This is a genomic window from Candidatus Methylobacter favarea (genome assembly GCF_902806695.1).
Classification (GTDB): Bacteria; Pseudomonadota; Gammaproteobacteria; order Methylococcales; family Methylomonadaceae; genus Methylobacter_B; species Methylobacter_B favarea.
This window is the reverse complement of the sequence record NZ_CADCXN010000072.1, coordinates 19,990-35,078: the sequence shown is the minus strand read 5'-3', so window position 1 is coordinate 35,078 and position 15,089 is coordinate 19,990. Positions and strand designations below refer to the sequence as shown.

Below are 15,089 nucleotides of genomic sequence, written 5' to 3'. Positions count from 1 at the left end.
ATAAAATTTTGGCGTTTATTGCTTATTTCAATAAAACCATGAGCAAGCCCTTTAAATGGACATACCAAGGTAAGGTTATGACTATTTAACCCAACATTACGGGGAATTTATGGATTGATGTACTAGTAAAAAACCTACAGGTAATAAACCCTTTGTTCAACCGCGGTAGCCGCAGGGCGTTTTATTTCTTTACTTTCTCAAGTTCCATGAAAATAAATAATCACTGGTTAACAACCGTAGCCCGAACACCCTCACCAAACTTTGATGAAAGACCTGATGCGAAGGATATTTCCTTGCTGGTTATTCACTGCATCAGTCTTCCTCCCGATGAGTTCGGAGGCATCTACATTGATCAACTTTTTTGCAACCGTCTCAATCCGGAGGAACACCCTTATTTCAAGGACGTTTATCAGCTTAGTGTATCTGCACATGTCCTGATTAAACGCTCAGGGAAAATCGTTCAGTATGTGCCATTTGACAAGCGCGCCTGGCATGCCGGGAAATCCAGCTACCAGGGACGGGAGCAGTGCAATGATTATTCTATCGGCATAGAGCTGGAAGGCACTGAACGGATTGCATATACGCAGGCGCAATATAGACAGCTCGCCGCCGTGATTAGGCTATTACTTGAATCTTATCCGCATTTATCGGCGCAACGCATCGCCGGGCATAGCGAGATCGCGCCCGGGCGAAAAACTGACCCGGGCGAGTCTTTTGACTGGCAAAAACTTTTCAGTTTATTGACCTGAAGCTAAAAGCTAAAGTGTCCTTTATAACACATCCGGCTGTCTGGCAGGCCCTACACCGAAAGACTCCGCAAGCATTAAAATCACGCCCAGGGTAATAGCGGAGTCTGCAATATTAAAAGCAGGCCAATGCCAGTCCTGATAATAAACGTCAAGAAAGTCAATGACATAGCCGTAAGCAAGCCGGTCAATCAAATTGCCGACCGCACCGCCCAAAACCAGCGCTAACGCCATGGCCAGCAAGGTTTCATGGCTTTTCAACCTGATCAGCCAAAGTGTAATCATAATGCTGATCACCACGGCTAAGCCTGCAAAAAACCAGCGCTGCCAGCCTCCGGCTTCACTCAAAAAGCTGAAAGCAGCGCCGGTATTATGCACATAAGTCAGATTAAAATACGGCATTACCGGAATGGACTGGTAAAGCTGCATGTATTTATCGATGGCCAGCTTGCTTCCCTGATCCAGGATTATTATCAGCGCCGACAACGATAACCATTTCACCATATCATTCACGCAAACTGCCGGTTTTCACCGGCATTGTCCACATTTTCCACGCAGCGCCCGCACAGCTCTGGGTGCTCTGCATGTTCACCCACGTCATATTTCTGATGCCAGCAGCGCACACATTTTTTATGCGCAGAGACGATGACTTTCAATTTAAGCCCTTCAACTTCGGTTTGAATGGCATCGTTCGGGCAAAATTTCTCAGCTATGACCGACGCTTCGGAGGTAATTAAAATAAAATGCAACTCTTCCGCCAACTGATTCAAGGCGTCAAAAAACCCGGCATTACAATACAGTTCAACTTCCGCATTCAGGGAAGAACCGATGTCTCCTTTGGCCCGGCTCTTCTCCAGTTCCTTACTGACGGCAGTACGAACTGTCATTACTTTTTGCCAAAAATCCCGATTCATAGCGCAATTATCATCCAGCCTGACCAGGCCCTGATACCAGGTTTCCAGAAATACCGACTCACCATGCTGACCCGGCAGATATTGCCAGATTTCATCAGCGGTATAACTGATGATCGGCGCCAGCCAGCGCGTCAAGGCTTCCAGCACATGATACATGGCCGTCTGGGCGGAGCGCCGTGCGAGACTGTCTTTTTTGGCGGTATACTGGCGGTCTTTGATAATATCGAGATAAAAACCGCCCAGATCGATTACGCAAAAGTGATGTACTTTCTGATAGATAGGTTGAAACTGATAGTTGGCATAGGCTGTTATAACTTCTTCCTGCAGCATATGGGCCCTATCCACAATCCAGCGATCCAGCGCCAGTAAATTCTTAGTGTCGACTAAATGTTGGGCAGGATCGAAATCATCGAGATTGGATAACAGGAAACGCGCTGTATTTCTTAAACGTCTGTAGCCATCCGAAGTCCTGTTAAGGATTTCATTGGATACCGACATCTCCCCGCGATAATCCGTTGCCGCAACCCACAGGCGCAGTATATCCGCACCCAGATCTTTCATGACTGACTGGGGCGCGACCACATTGCCTTTTGATTTGGACATTTTTTTCCCATCCGCATCGACAGTAAATCCGTGCGTCAACACGGCCTTAAAAGGCGCGACATCGTGCATGGCTGTAGAAGTCAGCAATGAGGATTGAAACCAGCCGCGGTGCTGATCCGAGCCTTCCAGATACAAATCAGCCGGAAATCTCAACTGCGCGCGCTTATCCAGTACACAGGCATGGGTAACGCCGGAGTCAAACCAGACATCCAGGGTATCGGTCATTTTTTCGTATTGCGCGGCTTCATCGCCTATAAATTCGGCCGCCTCGAGCTCAAACCAGGCTTCTATGCCTTTTTCTTCAATACGTTTGGCCGCTTGTTCAATCAGCTCTGCAGTACGCGGATGCAATTCGCCGGTTACCTTATTGATAAAGAAAGCAATTGGCACTCCCCAGGTACGCTGACGAGAAATACACCAGTCAGGTCGGTCTTGCAGCATACCTTCAATGCGCGCCTGACCCCATTCAGGAATCCACGCTACGCGTTTAATCTCATTCAGCGCCTGCTGCCGCAATTTATTTTTATCCATGGCAATAAACCACTGAGGCGTAGCCCTGAAAATAATCGGGGTTTTATGACGCCAGCAATGCGGATAACTGTGCACAATGGCTACCTGATGCACGAGCTTGCCGTTTTCTTCCAGTACTTTAATGACCTGCTCATTGGCGTTGAAGACATGTTGTCCGGCAAAAATTTCCGTATTCGGCAGAAAAACGCCGTCATTGCCGACTGGATTAGCGACCGGCAGACCGTATTTTTGACCGATGATATAATCGTCCTGGCCATGCCCAGGCGCGGTATGCACGGCGCCAGTGCCGGCCTCGGTAGTGACGTGATCGCCCAGAATGACAGGAACTTGCCGGTCGTAAAAAGGATGCTGCAATAGCTGATGCTCTAACGCTGCGCCTTTGCAGTAGGCTACCACATGATAATTTTCAATTTCATAGCGCAGCATAGCATCTTTAAGCAGCGCTTCTGCAATCACCAGTCGCTCTTTATAGCCCTCCTTCTCGCATTGAGCCACTGCATATTCCAGATCAGGATTTAAGGCAACTGCCTGATTGGCAGGCAGCGTCCACGGCGTGGTTGTCCAGATCACCACTGATATCGGCCCGTCTCCTTCATGCCGGGGAGCATGATGGCAACTCGCCATAAACCTGCCTTCATCAGCTACCTGAAAGCGCACATCGATTGCGGGCGAATGTTTATCTTCATACTCGACTTCCGCTTCGGCCAATGCCGATCCGCAATCCATACACCAGTGCACGGGTTTGACGCCTTTTGTTATGTGACCTTTGCTGGCAATTTTTCCTAAAGCTCGAACGATATTGGCTTCAAAAGCAAAATCCATCGTTAAATACGGCTTTTCCCAATTACCTAAAATTCCCAGGCGAATAAAGGCTTCTTTCTGCACATTAACCTGCTTTCCTGCATAATCCCTACAGGCTTTGCGAAAAACAGCCGGCGACACCTTTACGCCCGATTTGCCGATTTTCTTTTCTACCATCAATTCAATCGGCAAACCATGACAATCCCAGCCCGGTACGTAGGGCGCATCAAAACCGCTCAGCGATTTTGATTTGATGATAATGTCTTTTAAAACCTTGTTCACCGCATGTCCGATATGAATTTCGCCATTGGCATAGGGAGGGCCATCATGCAAAATAAACTTGGGCCGCCCGGTAAAAGCTTGCCTGATTTTGTTGTATAAATCAGCTTCGTTCCATTTTTTTAACCGTTCCGGCTCACGCTGCGCCAGATTAGCTTTCATGGGGAACGCCGTGGTCGGTAAATTGAGTGTTTTTTTATAATCCATCGTCATAACAATTAAATTCCGAAAAAAATTTTTTAGCCTCAATTACATCCTTTACGATCCGGGCTTTAAGCTCGTCCAGCGACTGAAAACGCTTTTCATCCCTAATCTTTTGTTTGAAGTGCACTTCCACATACCGGCCATAAATTTCCTTATCAAAATCAAATAAATGAGTTTCCAGTATCACCTTTGAGCCGCCTTCAATCGTGGGACGCGTGCCGACATTGGCAACTCCCTTGATTTCCACTCCGTCAATACCTGTCATGGTAACGGCAAATACGCCGTCAACGGGTGTATTTTTCCTGAACAGGGTAATGTTTGCAGTAGGGTATCCGATAGTTCTTCCACGTTTATCGCCATGCGCCACGCGGCCGCAAATTGAATAACAACGGCCCAGCATTCTTTCAGCCTTGGCTAAATCTCCCTCAAGCAGGGCATCCCTGATTAAGGTGCTGCTTATTCTAAGCCCGTCTGTATAATAAGATCCCGTATCCTCCACCTTGAAGCCATATATTTTTCCTTTTTCCTTAAGCATGGCAAAATTGCCGCGCCTGGCCTTGCCAAAATGGAAATCATCGCCGACTACCAGATGTTTAACATTCAGTTTTTTTATTAATACGTCATCAATAAACTGCTCGGCATCAACATTGCTGAAATACTTGTTAAAGCGCACTATCAGCAGATAATCAACGGGGAGTCTGGAGAACTCAACAGCCTTCTCCCGCAGGCACATTAATCTGGCTGGAGCATTCTCTGCCAAAAAATATTCCAGCGGCTGCGGTTCAAATATCATAATGACAACGGGCAAAGCTAATGAAGCGCCCCGCTCAACCAGTTTTTTTATCACCGCTCGATGGCCCAAATGCAAGCCGTCAAAATTACCGATAGTCAGGACGCAGCCGTTTTTTAACGGCTCTATATGAGATAATCCTCTAATTAAACGCATTCACTGATGAATTCAAAAGTTTATTATTTTACCATGTATATCGGCCAAATGCCGCAGTCTTAAGCCGGTTATTATTAATCCCGCACCATAAATTGCCGATCCTGCAATAATCCACTTTATCAAATTTATGACTCTGTCCGCAGAATTCCATTGATCCCACCAGTTTGCATCAACAAAATAACCTAAGCCGCCGGCCATGGCTCCACTTGCTATCGCCACTCTCGCCAAAAACCACCCCCATCCGCTTGCCGGTTGAAACGCTTTTTCTTTCAGCAACTTCCTCAGCAGCAATGCCGCATTAAAAAAGCCGCCTAATGAAGTTGCCAAAGCCAGCCCAGCATGGGCCAAAGGGAAAATGAGCACTGCATTTAAGCCAATACTGGCTAGCATGGCGTAAAAACCATAGCGAACCGGCGTTTTCATGTCCTGGCGCGAAGTAAAAGCCGGCGCCAATACCTTAATCAGGATAAAGCCTATTAGACCAATGGCGTAAGCTTTCAGACTTTGCCCGGCTAAATGCACATCGGCAACGCTAAATTCATTATACTGAAACAAGGTGGATAGCATAGGTTCGGCCAACATCAGTAAGCCGATTGTAGCCGGCGCCCCCAGCAGCAAAACCAGCCGCAACCCCCAATCCAGAGAGTTTGAAAAAGCCACCGCATCTTCTGCAGCATGAGCTTTGGCTAAGCGAGGCAATATTACCGTCGCCAGCGCCAGCCCGAAAATGCCCAGCGGGAACTCGACCAGACGATCGGAATAATACAGCCAGGATACACTGCCGGCTTTTAAAAATGATGCCATCAAGGTGTCTACGAGTAAATTAATCTGGGTCACTGAAACACTAAAAATGGCAGGCAGCATCAGTCCGAGAATTCGTTTGACCCCTTTGTCTTTAAAACCCCACCTTAATCTCGGCGCCAGCCTCAAGCGCATCAATGCAGGAAGCTGAAAAAGCATCTGCACCATGCCCGCAGCAATAACGCCCCAGGCTAATGCCATAACAGGCTCTGCCATTAAAGGAGAAAGCCATATTGCTGCCGCAATCATGCAGATATTCAGAAAAGCAGGGGTCAAAGCAGGAATGGCAAACTTGCCGTACGCATTTAAAATGCCTCCGGCAAACGCTACTAAGGAAATAAAAAAAAGATAGGGAAAAGTAATGCGCAGCATTTTTACAGCCAGTTCATACTGCATTTCCTGGCCAATAAAACCGGGGGCCAAAATGGCAACAAGAACAGGTGCAGCAATAATGCCGATTACAGTAATCAATATTAAGATTAACGCCAGGGCCCCGGCAGTCTTATCAATAAACTGTTTTAAAGCAGGCTTGTCGCCGTGCATCTTATATTCCAGAAGAACAGGTACAAAGGCATGGGCGAAAGCTCCCTCCGCAAACAATCGCCGCAAAAAATTGGGAATTTTAAAAGCTACAAAAAACGCATCGGTTCCTGTATTCACGCCAAAAATTTGCGCTATCAACATATCCCGGACAAAACCCAATATACGGGAAAGCATGGTCATGCTTCCCACAACCCCTGTGGATTTTAACAACTGCCTGCTCAATGCCAATCCTTAGGTTAACAGTTAAAGTTGACAAGGATAGCATTTAAACTGATAATATTTGACTTAATTAACTACTCGAAATAATCGATACACTATGGCAAATACAGCACAGGCTAAAAAGCGCGCGAAACAAGCAGAAAAAAGCCGTATTCGCAACGCAGGACAACGCAGCAACTTACGCACTTTCGTAAAAAAAGTCATTGCCGCAGTTAATGCCGGCGACAAAGAGAAAGCGCAAGCAGCATACAAAACTGCCGTGCCTATTATCGATTCAGCAGTAACCAAAGGCATTATTCACAAAAATAAGGCTTCACGCAGCAAAAGCAGACTGAACTCAAAATTGAAATCTATGGCGTAATGCTTTACTTCTGTAGTCTTTCCCAAAAGGGCCTGACTCTTTGAGTGCGGCCCTTTTTATTGGCTGATTATTTCCTAAATCAATACCATATTATTTCGGTGTATCATTTCTGAGCCATCAAAATAGCCCAGAATTTTCTCAAATTCCGAGCTGTTTTTACCGGCTATCAGTTGAGCATCTGCCTTGCCATAATTAGTGAGCCCCCGAGCAATCTCCAAACCGCTTTCATCCACACAGGACACCAATTCCCCGCGCCCGAAATGGCCCGATACTGATTTAACACCTACTGCCAGCAAACTTTTACCATTGCTTTTCAATACCTTGACTGCTCCTGCATCCAGCACTAACCGCCCTTTAACCTGCAATTGTCCCGCAAGCCAGCGTTTTCTTGCTACCAAAGGCTCTATGTCGGGCACTAAATAAGTCCCCAAATCCATCCCGGAGATAACAGCGCTAATCGCATTATCAGCAGCACCTGCAGCAATCACTGTTGCCGCACCGGACCTTGACGCCAGCCGTGCTGCCCGAACCTTGGTAAACATACCGCCTCGACCCATGCCGCTGCGGCTATCTCCTGCTATCTTATCCAGTCTTTCATCATTCACGCTAATCTCGGAAATTAATTTTGCCTCAGGATATAAGCCGGGATCACCGGTAAACAAGCCTTTTTGATCGGTCAAAATAATCAGTAAATCGGCCTCAACCAGATTAACCACCAATGCTGCCAAAGTATCATTATCCCCAAAGCGGATTTCTTCAGTCGCAACGGCATCATTTTCATTAATAACCGGCACTACGCCAAATTTAAGCAAGGTCAGTAATGTGCTTCGGGCATTTAAATAACGCTGCCTGTCCGACAAGTCGTCATGGGTAAGCAATACCTGGGCGGCATGCAAACCGTTCTGTTGAAAATTATCATCAAAAATACGCACTAAACCCATTTGCCCTAAAGAAGCCGCAGCCTGTAATTCATGCAATGTTTTTGGCCGAACCTTCAAACCCAATCTGCACATACCTTCAGCGACTGAACCGGAAGACACCAGCACCACCTCAATGAACTGCTGCCTTAAACCTGCCATTTGCCTGACCCATGCCGTGATGGCGGGCTTATTAAGGCCTCGTCCGCGCTCGGTCAGTAAAGAGCTGCCTATTTTTATGACAACCCGTTTGATTTTTGCAAAATCAGTTCTGCTCACTTTGTTTCCGCCGCTGCTGTTCCAGAAAATCCATAATGGCAAATATTAATTCCTTAGTACCTTCTCCCGTAAGTGCGGATATCTTGAAAACCGGCCCCGGCCAAGCCAGTTCTTCAACAATTGTCCGGCACCGATTATTCACTTCTTCGGCAGGCAATCTGTCTATTTTATTCAGCACCAGCCAGCGCGGTTTGCTCGCCAATTCCTGGCTCCATTTTTCAATTTCCCTAATAATTTTTCTCGCCGCCTCGACTGGCGTATCCATGCTCTCATAGGGCTCCACATCAACCAGATGCAGCAATAGGCCGGTCCGTGACAAATGCTTGAGAAACTGCAGGCCCAGCCCTGCGCCATCAGCCGCCCCTTCAATCACTCCCGGAATATCAGCTATTACAAAGCTGCGCAAATCATCCACTCTGACTACACCCAGATTCGGGTGCAAGGTTGTAAAAGGGTAATCAGCGACTTTGGGAGTGGCTGAAGACACGACGCGTATCAAGCTCGATTTGCCGGCATTGGGCATTCCCAATAGCCCCACATCAGCAATCAGCGTCAGTTCCAGATAAAGCCGGCGGTGCTCACCTTCTGTACCTTTAGTAGCCTTTTGCGGAGCCCGGTTGATACTGCTTTTAAAGCGCGTGTTTCCCAAGCCATGAAAACCGCCCTTGGCTACCAGCAATGTCTGGCCGATTTCAGTCAAATCGCCGATGACTTCTCCGGTTTCCGCATCAGAAACAAGAGTGCCAAGCGGAACCGGCACATAGCAGTCCTCCCCTTTTTTACCGGTACAGTTGCGGCTCATACCATTTTGTCCACGCTGGGCTCTATGGACGGAGTGATAACGAAAGTCCGCTAAGGTATTCACATTCTCTGCCGCAAGCAAATATACACTGCCGCCATCGCCGCCGTCACCGCCATCGGGTCCGCCCAGCGGAATAAATTTTTCGCGCCGAAAGCCAATGGTGCCGTTGCCTCCATCACCTGCTTCCACACGTACTTCCACCTCGTCAACAAATCTCATAATTCAGATGTCACACTACTTAAAAGCCGATCGATAAAAACAAAAAAAGCCCCGCCATGAAAACGGCGGAGCTTTTTTGAAACTGTCGGGTTTATGCTATGCTAACCCGATTTCCATAACTGTATAATGCAGCTATAAATTTTATGCAGCAACAATACTGACAAACTTACGGCTTCTAGGGCCTTTAACCTCAAAAACCACTTTACCATCCGCTGTTGCAAACAGTGTATGATCTTTTCCGCAGCCTACATTGCTGCCCGCATGAAAACGGGTTCCGCGTTGACGGACAATTATATTTCCCGCCGCCACAAGCTGTCCACCGAACCGTTTTACCCCCAATCTTTTGGCATTGGAGTCGCGTCCGTTACGAGTACTTCCGCCAGCTTTCTTATGAGCCATCTGTAACTCCTTATATTAAGCAGAAATGCCAGTAATCTGGATTTCTGTATAGTATTGACGATGTCCCATCTGCTTCATATGATGCTTACGTCTTCTGAATTTAATAATTTTAATTTTTTTATGTCTGCCTTGAGACACGACTGTTGCCGTAACCTTGCCGCCATCAATAAAAGGCTGGCCAATTTTAACAGACTCGCCTGATTGAACCATCAGGACGTTATCAAATTCAATCCCCTCTCCCGTGCCGAGCTCGAGCTTTTCTATTTTTAAGGTAGTACCTTCTTCAACACGGTACTGTTTACCACCTGTTTGAATTACCGCATACATCTGTGTAAGCCCCATCAAGCATTAGTCTGTTAAATAAACAAATAATTATATTTTTAAAACCTGGCTGAGTCAAACCTAAATTAGACAAACTTTATACTTGGCCTTTCTATTATTAAAGAAACCGTTACAACTGTATTCTCACGTTCAATAGCACGAGCGGTTAACTTTCTATTAAGTTATAATAGCTTAACAGTTATGTATTTTATAGCTATCCATATGAAAAATAACCAAAACCTACATATCTAGCACATAATAACAGCATCTAATGGCATCGCATTCTAAATTCTTCTCGCCCATAGAGGCTCCCATTGATTTTGATTCCATTAAGAATTTAACTACAGTCGAAGCCAAAGCGGTCGATCAACTGATTATTGACGAGTTAAGTTCCGATGTAATTCTTATAAACGAGATGAGTCATTATATAATCAGTAGCGGCGGCAAAAGATTACGCCCGATGCTGCTGCTACTTGCCGCCAAAGCGCTGGGAGGAGTTAACGATCATCATTTGATAATTGCCGCGGTCATTGAGTTTATCCATACGGCCACACTGCTTCATGATGATGTTGTAGATGATTCAGAACTCAGACGCGGCAAGGAATCGGCCAATGCTGTATGGGGTAATGCGGCCAGTGTACTGGTTGGAGATTATCTTTATTGCAGCGCCTTTAAAATGATGATTCGTACGGGCAATATGCGGGTCATGGAAATTCTCTCCCAAACCACAACCGCCATTGCCGAAGGTGAAGTACTGCAGCTTTTAAACTGCAATAACCCGGCTACCACCGAAGATAAATATCTTGAAGTTATTGCCAGAAAAACAGCTATTTTATTCAGCGCCGCTACCCAGTTAAGTGCAGTTATCGGAGCGGCTTCTTCTAAAATGGAAGAAGGTCTGACCAAATACGGACAACACCTGGGCATTGCTTTTCAATTGATTGATGACGCACTTGATTATAAGTCAAACAAGGAAGAGCTCGGTAAAAACCTCGGTGACGACCTTGCTGAAGGCAAACCTACCTTACCGTTAATTTATGCCATTCAAAACGGCAGTGAAAATGAAGCCAGGCTCATTAGTGATGCCATCAGAAATGGCAATCGTGAAGCCTTTAATGAAGTTTACGCGGTCGTGCAAAAAATCAAGGCCATTGAGTATACGGAACACCTCGCCCAGGCCGAAGCTCAAAAAGCGATTAAGGCGCTTGATTTGCTGCCGAATTCCATATACAAGGACGCCTTGGTTTCATTGGCAAAATTTTCTGTGCAACGTAATTACTGATATCCGTAACCCTTTCTCGCTCATCTGCTGCCGCTCATTTTAGTGGTTTTTTGCTTCCCATTTTCCCGTGGCTTCATTTTTGGCATACTTTTTTTTTACCGCCGCCCAAGCCACCCGATGGGCACGCTCTTCCTCGTGATTATATTCCTCCCAGGCATTATTAAAGGCTTCCTGGTAAATTTCCTGGGCGTGACGGGGTAAATGCTCGCGAACTGATGCGGGCAACTCGGTAATATGCTGATAAGGCATTCTCCCTCCTTCCGGTAGGTTGGATCGGTTTTACTGTTAAGGTATTCATAAAACCGGTAAGTCTGCAAAGCGTCTCGCTTTCTATGCACTGTAGACATCTTATCCCCGATCCCGTTCCTGACTTTTAGCAATAGTCATGTCAGGTTGTTTATTTATACCGACACTTCAGGCAAACTTATTCTGTTCGTTTTTAGTAAAATTAAAAAATAATACAGAGGAAAATAATGTTATGGCCATAGACTGGACCCACATTTACGCCGCCATATGGCGGCAACAAACCGGAATACTCCGTCCTGTTAAGAGCGTAGATCCCATTGCCATGAATTCATTAATCGGCATTGATCGTCAAAAAGGTGAACTAATAAAAAACACGGAGCGGTTTATTGCGCATAAACCGGCGAATAATGCGTTGTTATGGGGAGCAAGAGGCACGGGAAAGTCGTCCCTTATTAAAGCACTGCTTAATGAATATAAATCAGACGGCTTACGCTTGATTGAAGTGTTCAAAAATGATTTATATAACCTGCCCTATATAGTCGACGAAATAAGAGATCTTCCACACCGATTCATTATTTATTGCGATGACTTTTCATTTGAGAACAATGAAAATTCCTACCTTGTTTTAAAAACCGTGCTGGAAGGCTCCATAGAACGTCCGCCCGAAAATATCTTGTTGTATGCGACTTCTAACCGCAGGCACCTGTTACCTGAGTATATGAAAGACAATCTGGATTCCGGATTAGTGAACGGCGAACTGCATTATTCCGATGCCATTGAGGAAAAAATCTCCTTGTCAGACCGGTTTGGATTGTGGTTATCGTTCTACCAGGCCAACATGGATGGCTATCTGGAGATAGTGGACAGTTATTTCCGCGATTACCAGGGCGATAAAAACAACTTGCATGAGGCCGCAAAGCTGTTTGCCGTGTCGAGAGCATCAAAAAGCGGAAGAACGGCGAAACAATTTTACAATTATTATTCGAGGATAGATGAATAGCCGTTTAAGAAGGTATTAAAAATAATCTTTCCCGCTGGCTTATAGTCCGGCGCCCACCTTACCGGAACTAATTTGAAAGGCCCTATTATGCAGCGGCGATTACAAGTGCGGTCAGTCAAGCCGATGTACTGTCTTCAAGCTGAGCATCCAAATTACAACTCTTCCAACTGGCGGATACTACAAGCCAGCAGGAAGTTGTAGAATTCCTGAAACCAGGTCTCAAAGCTAACACCTGCCTATTCTGTAAATTAATTGCTGAGTTATTAATGAAAATGATAGCATCCAATCAGAATATACGCATAGTGAGCATATATTTTACACCGGCTTAGGCGGCTCTCGATTATAAGAGGGGTAGCTGACTTATATAAACAATCTGAGGAGAATAAACATGAAGCAATATGGTGCAGAGTTTTTCGGAACATTTTGGCTGGTTCTCGGGGGCTGCGGCAGCGCAGTTTTAGCTGCAGGGTTTCCGGAAGTGGGTATTGGATTCCTTGGAGTAGCTTTTGCCTTCGGTCTCACTGTTTTAACCATGGCTTTTGCAATCGGCCACATTTCCGGTTGTCACCTCAACCCGGCCGTATCTATAGGGCTTTGGGCGGGCGGCCGCTTTCCCGCAAAAAAATTGCTGCCTTATATTGTCGCGCAAGTATTAGGCGGCATTGTTGCCGGCGGCGTTCTATATCTCATTGCCAGCGGCAAGGCGGGCTTCGATGTTTCCGCCGGTTTTGCTGCCAATGGCTACGGCGTCCATTCGCCGGGTGGTTATTCCTTGCCCGCTGCCCTGGTGACTGAAGTAGTCATGACTATGATGTTCCTTCTTATTATCCTTGGCTCTACCGACATAAGGGCGCCGCAAGGCTTTGCCCCTATCGCAATTGGCCTGGGCCTGACCCTGATTCATCTGATCAGTATACCAGTCACCAATACCTCGGTTAATCCTGCAAGAAGTCTCGGAGTAGCCCTGTATGTGGGTGATTGGGCATTAGCGCAACTTTGGTTATTCTGGGTTGCTCCCATTGTCGGCTCGCTACTTGGAGCCGCGGTCTATCGTTATATTGGCAGCAGCCACGATTGATGACAAGATTCTTTAATTGGTACCCGGATGCATAAACTGGCATCCGGGTACCGATTAAAATAAATCATTGTTAGATCCGGCGTTAGTCCTGTTTTTTTATTTAAGAAGTTAAATTTTATTAATCGGCGGGGAGCACTTATAATTTCTTTAGCCGCTTTAAAGTCCGGCATTCCAATCCCTGATTCATGCCCTAGGTATTAACCTGCAATTTTTATCTGACACTATTAACACTGCCGTCAATACGAGTCAGCTTATGAGCGATGCGGAAAACAGGTTGACGTTTGATATAAACAGCCGAAGTCCTGGCCAGCTTCTTTCTGCATTCTATTTTCAAACTGTCAAAAATTGCTCGTGCCATGCATTATCCCTGTTCATAATAGTGCTAACCGGCTTATTCGGCGGCTGTGCTTCCAAGCCTTCTTTATTATCATCCACCGAAACAAGGCAATCGCCTATTTATCGTGATAAGGCCGCTTACAACAGACCTTATAAGGTAAAAGGCCAAACCTACTATCCAATGGCCTCTGCAAGAGGCTACAGTGAACAAGGTATAGCCTCATGGTATGGTTATGAATCCGGTAATCGCACCGCTATGGGAACCCGCTTTTATCCGCAAGGCTTGACGGCCGCGCACAAAACGCTGCCGCTGCCCAGTAAGGTACGCGTGACCAATCTGCATAATGGCCGCTCTGTAGTGGTAATGGTTAATGATCGCGGGCCCTTCAGGAAAAACCGCTTGATTGACTTATCCCAAGGGGCTGCAAAACAAATCGGTGTGCGTGGTCTTGCTAACGTAAAAGTAGAGTTTCTCGAAAGCCGCGCCAGCAACTCTGACTAAGGCAATCTGAATCCAGACACAACAAGCAGCGGAACTGGTATGGTTTTTATCATTCCGGGATTGCTGAGAATAATATAATCTGCCCTGCTTCGCTGCGCTCGGTTTTTTTTCGGGCTTGTCAGCCTATTTTTTAATTCTGAACTTGCAATTACAATCTCCTTTCGCCATGCAACTTAACTGTTCAACCTCTCTATCCAGTAAGGAGGACATAAACGTCAAGTCAAACTCGCAAATTTCCTGATGTTTTTGAGCGAGATCATGATAAATGCAGTTATTCGCTTGTATGATTTCTTTATCATCGCCGGATTCACCCGCTGTTTTTATCTGAAAACCAAGATCCGTCATGATTTTAGACAGCTCATCAATGCGCTCGTCCAGTTTTTTTCCTGCAAACCTGCCTTTCAGATTTTTAGCCAGTTTGCCGGCCAGTCTTTGCATATAGCCTTTAAAGCGCTCGGGGCTTATTTCCTCTTGCAGATCGCTGAGTATCAACTCTGAGAACCAGGCATACTGTTTGGGAAAACAATTGATTCCCTTATCGGTTATAGCATAAAGGGTTAGCGGACGGCCCGCTGTTTTAGTCAGGGTATGTTTTTTTATATATCCCTCGCTTTCAAGAGCGACAAACTGCTGCTGCACAGCAGTCCTGGAAATTTGCAATAGTTTGGCTAATTCATCGATGCTCAATCCATTACGGTTTTCCCGCAATTGTTCAAGTATCTGATGTTGACGAGAGCTTATATTTTGAGGCATTGACATT

At 46.0% G+C, this 15,089-nt stretch carries 17 protein-coding genes; 6 read left to right on the top strand and 11 right to left on the bottom strand.

The genetic code is table 11. The features are described 5' to 3' along the window. Nucleotides 1-206: 206 nt before the first annotated feature. A complete protein-coding gene (gene ampD, locus HUX64_RS11530; RefSeq protein ID WP_174626379.1) occupies nucleotides 207-749 on the top strand; it encodes a 1,6-anhydro-N-acetylmuramyl-L-alanine amidase AmpD in 543 nt (180 codons plus the stop codon). Nucleotides 750-770: 21 nt separating this feature from the next. On the opposite strand, the gene lspA is transcribed toward ampD, so the two are convergent. From lspA to murJ, 4 genes are read right to left on the bottom strand one after another with little or no spacing between them, the layout of a single operon-like run. Further along, complete coding sequence (gene lspA / locus HUX64_RS11525) at nucleotides 771-1,250, bottom strand: signal peptidase II (RefSeq protein ID WP_174626383.1); 480 nt, start codon at nucleotides 1,248-1,250, stop codon at nucleotides 771-773. 5 nt (nucleotides 1,251-1,255) lie between these two features. Continuing rightward, entirely contained in the window at nucleotides 1,256-4,087 is a 2,832-nt protein-coding gene (gene ileS / locus HUX64_RS11520) for an isoleucine--tRNA ligase (RefSeq protein ID WP_174626378.1), read from the bottom strand. Next, entirely contained in the window at nucleotides 4,071-5,024 is a 954-nt protein-coding gene (gene ribF, locus HUX64_RS11515) for a bifunctional riboflavin kinase/FAD synthetase (RefSeq protein WP_174626377.1), read from the bottom strand. The genes ileS and ribF overlap by 17 nt, the downstream gene beginning before the upstream one ends. A gap of 12 nt (nucleotides 5,025-5,036) precedes the next feature. Further along, nucleotides 5,037-6,590 (bottom strand): murein biosynthesis integral membrane protein MurJ, encoded by a 1,554-nt coding sequence (murJ, locus tag HUX64_RS11510; RefSeq protein WP_174626376.1) that lies wholly within the window; start codon nucleotides 6,588-6,590, stop codon nucleotides 5,037-5,039. Between the two features lie 94 nt (nucleotides 6,591-6,684). Here murJ and rpsT point away from each other — a divergent pair, with 94 nt between their 5' ends. Further along, a complete protein-coding gene (gene rpsT / locus HUX64_RS11505; protein WP_174626375.1) occupies nucleotides 6,685-6,948 on the top strand; it encodes a 30S ribosomal protein S20 in 264 nt (87 codons plus the stop codon). Between the two features lie 74 nt (nucleotides 6,949-7,022). On the opposite strand, the gene proB is transcribed toward rpsT, so the two are convergent. The 4 genes from proB to rplU all read right to left on the bottom strand — a co-directional run bounded on the left by proB (nucleotide 7,023) and on the right by rplU (nucleotide 9,891). Further along, the gene (gene proB, locus HUX64_RS11500; protein WP_174626374.1) at nucleotides 7,023-8,144 is read right to left on the bottom strand and encodes a glutamate 5-kinase; all 1,122 of its coding nucleotides are present in this window, start codon (nucleotides 8,142-8,144) and stop codon (nucleotides 7,023-7,025) included. Then, nucleotides 8,131-9,165 carry an Obg family GTPase CgtA gene (gene cgtA / locus HUX64_RS11495; RefSeq protein ID WP_174626373.1) on the bottom strand — a complete coding sequence of 345 codons (1,035 nt, stop codon included), beginning with the start codon at nucleotides 9,163-9,165 and terminating at the stop codon, nucleotides 8,131-8,133. The genes proB and cgtA overlap by 14 nt, the downstream gene beginning before the upstream one ends. A gap of 141 nt (nucleotides 9,166-9,306) precedes the next feature. Beyond that, complete coding sequence (rpmA, locus tag HUX64_RS11490; RefSeq protein ID WP_174626372.1) at nucleotides 9,307-9,564, bottom strand: 50S ribosomal protein L27; 258 nt, start codon at nucleotides 9,562-9,564, stop codon at nucleotides 9,307-9,309. 15 nt (nucleotides 9,565-9,579) lie between these two features. Continuing rightward, entirely contained in the window at nucleotides 9,580-9,891 is a 312-nt protein-coding gene (gene rplU, locus HUX64_RS11485; protein WP_174626382.1) for a 50S ribosomal protein L21, read from the bottom strand. Nucleotides 9,892-10,156: 265 nt separating this feature from the next. On the opposite strand from rplU, the gene HUX64_RS11480 reads away from it, so the two are divergent. Beyond that, entirely contained in the window at nucleotides 10,157-11,167 is a 1,011-nt protein-coding gene (locus tag HUX64_RS11480; RefSeq protein ID WP_174626371.1) for a polyprenyl synthetase family protein, read from the top strand. Nucleotides 11,168-11,206: 39 nt separating this feature from the next. Here the strand turns inward: HUX64_RS11480 and HUX64_RS11475 are convergent, their stop codons facing one another. After that, nucleotides 11,207-11,416, bottom strand: coding sequence for a ChaB family protein (locus tag HUX64_RS11475; RefSeq protein ID WP_174626370.1), 210 nt, complete (start codon nucleotides 11,414-11,416; stop codon nucleotides 11,207-11,209). A gap of 229 nt (nucleotides 11,417-11,645) precedes the next feature. Here HUX64_RS11475 and HUX64_RS11470 point away from each other — a divergent pair, with 229 nt between their 5' ends. Beyond that, nucleotides 11,646-12,413, top strand: a complete 768-nt coding sequence (locus tag HUX64_RS11470; RefSeq protein ID WP_174626369.1) for an ATP-binding protein — start codon at nucleotides 11,646-11,648, stop codon at nucleotides 12,411-12,413. A gap of 388 nt (nucleotides 12,414-12,801) precedes the next feature. Beyond that, nucleotides 12,802-13,491, top strand: coding sequence for an aquaporin Z (gene aqpZ, locus HUX64_RS11465; protein WP_174626368.1), 690 nt, complete (start codon nucleotides 12,802-12,804; stop codon nucleotides 13,489-13,491). 211 nt (nucleotides 13,492-13,702) lie between these two features. On the opposite strand, the gene HUX64_RS19730 is transcribed toward aqpZ, so the two are convergent. After that, the gene (locus HUX64_RS19730; protein ID WP_246247006.1) at nucleotides 13,703-13,849 is read right to left on the bottom strand and encodes a hypothetical protein; all 147 of its coding nucleotides are present in this window, start codon (nucleotides 13,847-13,849) and stop codon (nucleotides 13,703-13,705) included. A 21-nt stretch (nucleotides 13,850-13,870) separates the two neighbouring features. Between HUX64_RS19730 and HUX64_RS11460 the strand changes: the two genes are divergently transcribed. Further along, the gene (locus tag HUX64_RS11460) at nucleotides 13,871-14,329 is read left to right on the top strand and encodes a septal ring lytic transglycosylase RlpA family protein (protein WP_343034393.1); all 459 of its coding nucleotides are present in this window, start codon (nucleotides 13,871-13,873) and stop codon (nucleotides 14,327-14,329) included. A gap of 123 nt (nucleotides 14,330-14,452) precedes the next feature. On the opposite strand, the gene HUX64_RS11455 is transcribed toward HUX64_RS11460, so the two are convergent. Continuing rightward, nucleotides 14,453-15,082, bottom strand: coding sequence for a helix-turn-helix transcriptional regulator (locus HUX64_RS11455; protein WP_174626366.1), 630 nt, complete (start codon nucleotides 15,080-15,082; stop codon nucleotides 14,453-14,455). Between the last annotated feature and the right edge of the window lie 7 nt (nucleotides 15,083-15,089).

Excerpts from the sequence above, each read along its gene's own strand:
- ampD (WP_174626379.1), top strand. The coding sequence starts at position 207 with ATGAAAATAAATAATCACTGGTTAACAACCGTAGCCCGAACACCCTCA.
- lspA (WP_174626383.1), bottom strand. The coding sequence starts at position 1,250 with ATGGTGAAATGGTTATCGTTGTCGGCGCTGATAATAATCCTGGATCAG.
- ileS (WP_174626378.1), bottom strand. The coding sequence starts at position 4,087 with ATGACGATGGATTATAAAAAAACACTCAATTTACCGACCACGGCGTTC.
- ribF (WP_174626377.1), bottom strand. The coding sequence starts at position 5,024 with ATGCGTTTAATTAGAGGATTATCTCATATAGAGCCGTTAAAAAACGGC.
- rpsT (WP_174626375.1), top strand. The coding sequence starts at position 6,685 with ATGGCAAATACAGCACAGGCTAAAAAGCGCGCGAAACAAGCAGAAAAA.
- cgtA (WP_174626373.1), bottom strand. The coding sequence starts at position 9,165 with ATGAGATTTGTTGACGAGGTGGAAGTACGTGTGGAAGCAGGTGATGGA.
- rpmA (WP_174626372.1), bottom strand. The coding sequence starts at position 9,564 with ATGGCTCATAAGAAAGCTGGCGGAAGTACTCGTAACGGACGCGACTCC.
- rplU (WP_174626382.1), bottom strand. The coding sequence starts at position 9,891 with ATGTATGCGGTAATTCAAACAGGTGGTAAACAGTACCGTGTTGAAGAA.
- HUX64_RS11480 (WP_174626371.1), top strand. The coding sequence starts at position 10,157 with ATGGCATCGCATTCTAAATTCTTCTCGCCCATAGAGGCTCCCATTGAT.
- HUX64_RS11475 (WP_174626370.1), bottom strand. The coding sequence starts at position 11,416 with ATGCCTTATCAGCATATTACCGAGTTGCCCGCATCAGTTCGCGAGCAT.
- HUX64_RS11470 (WP_174626369.1), top strand. The coding sequence starts at position 11,646 with ATGGCCATAGACTGGACCCACATTTACGCCGCCATATGGCGGCAACAA.
- aqpZ (WP_174626368.1), top strand. The coding sequence starts at position 12,802 with ATGAAGCAATATGGTGCAGAGTTTTTCGGAACATTTTGGCTGGTTCTC.
- HUX64_RS19730 (WP_246247006.1), bottom strand. The coding sequence starts at position 13,849 with ATGGCACGAGCAATTTTTGACAGTTTGAAAATAGAATGCAGAAAGAAG.
- HUX64_RS11455 (WP_174626366.1), bottom strand. The coding sequence starts at position 15,082 with ATGCCTCAAAATATAAGCTCTCGTCAACATCAGATACTTGAACAATTG.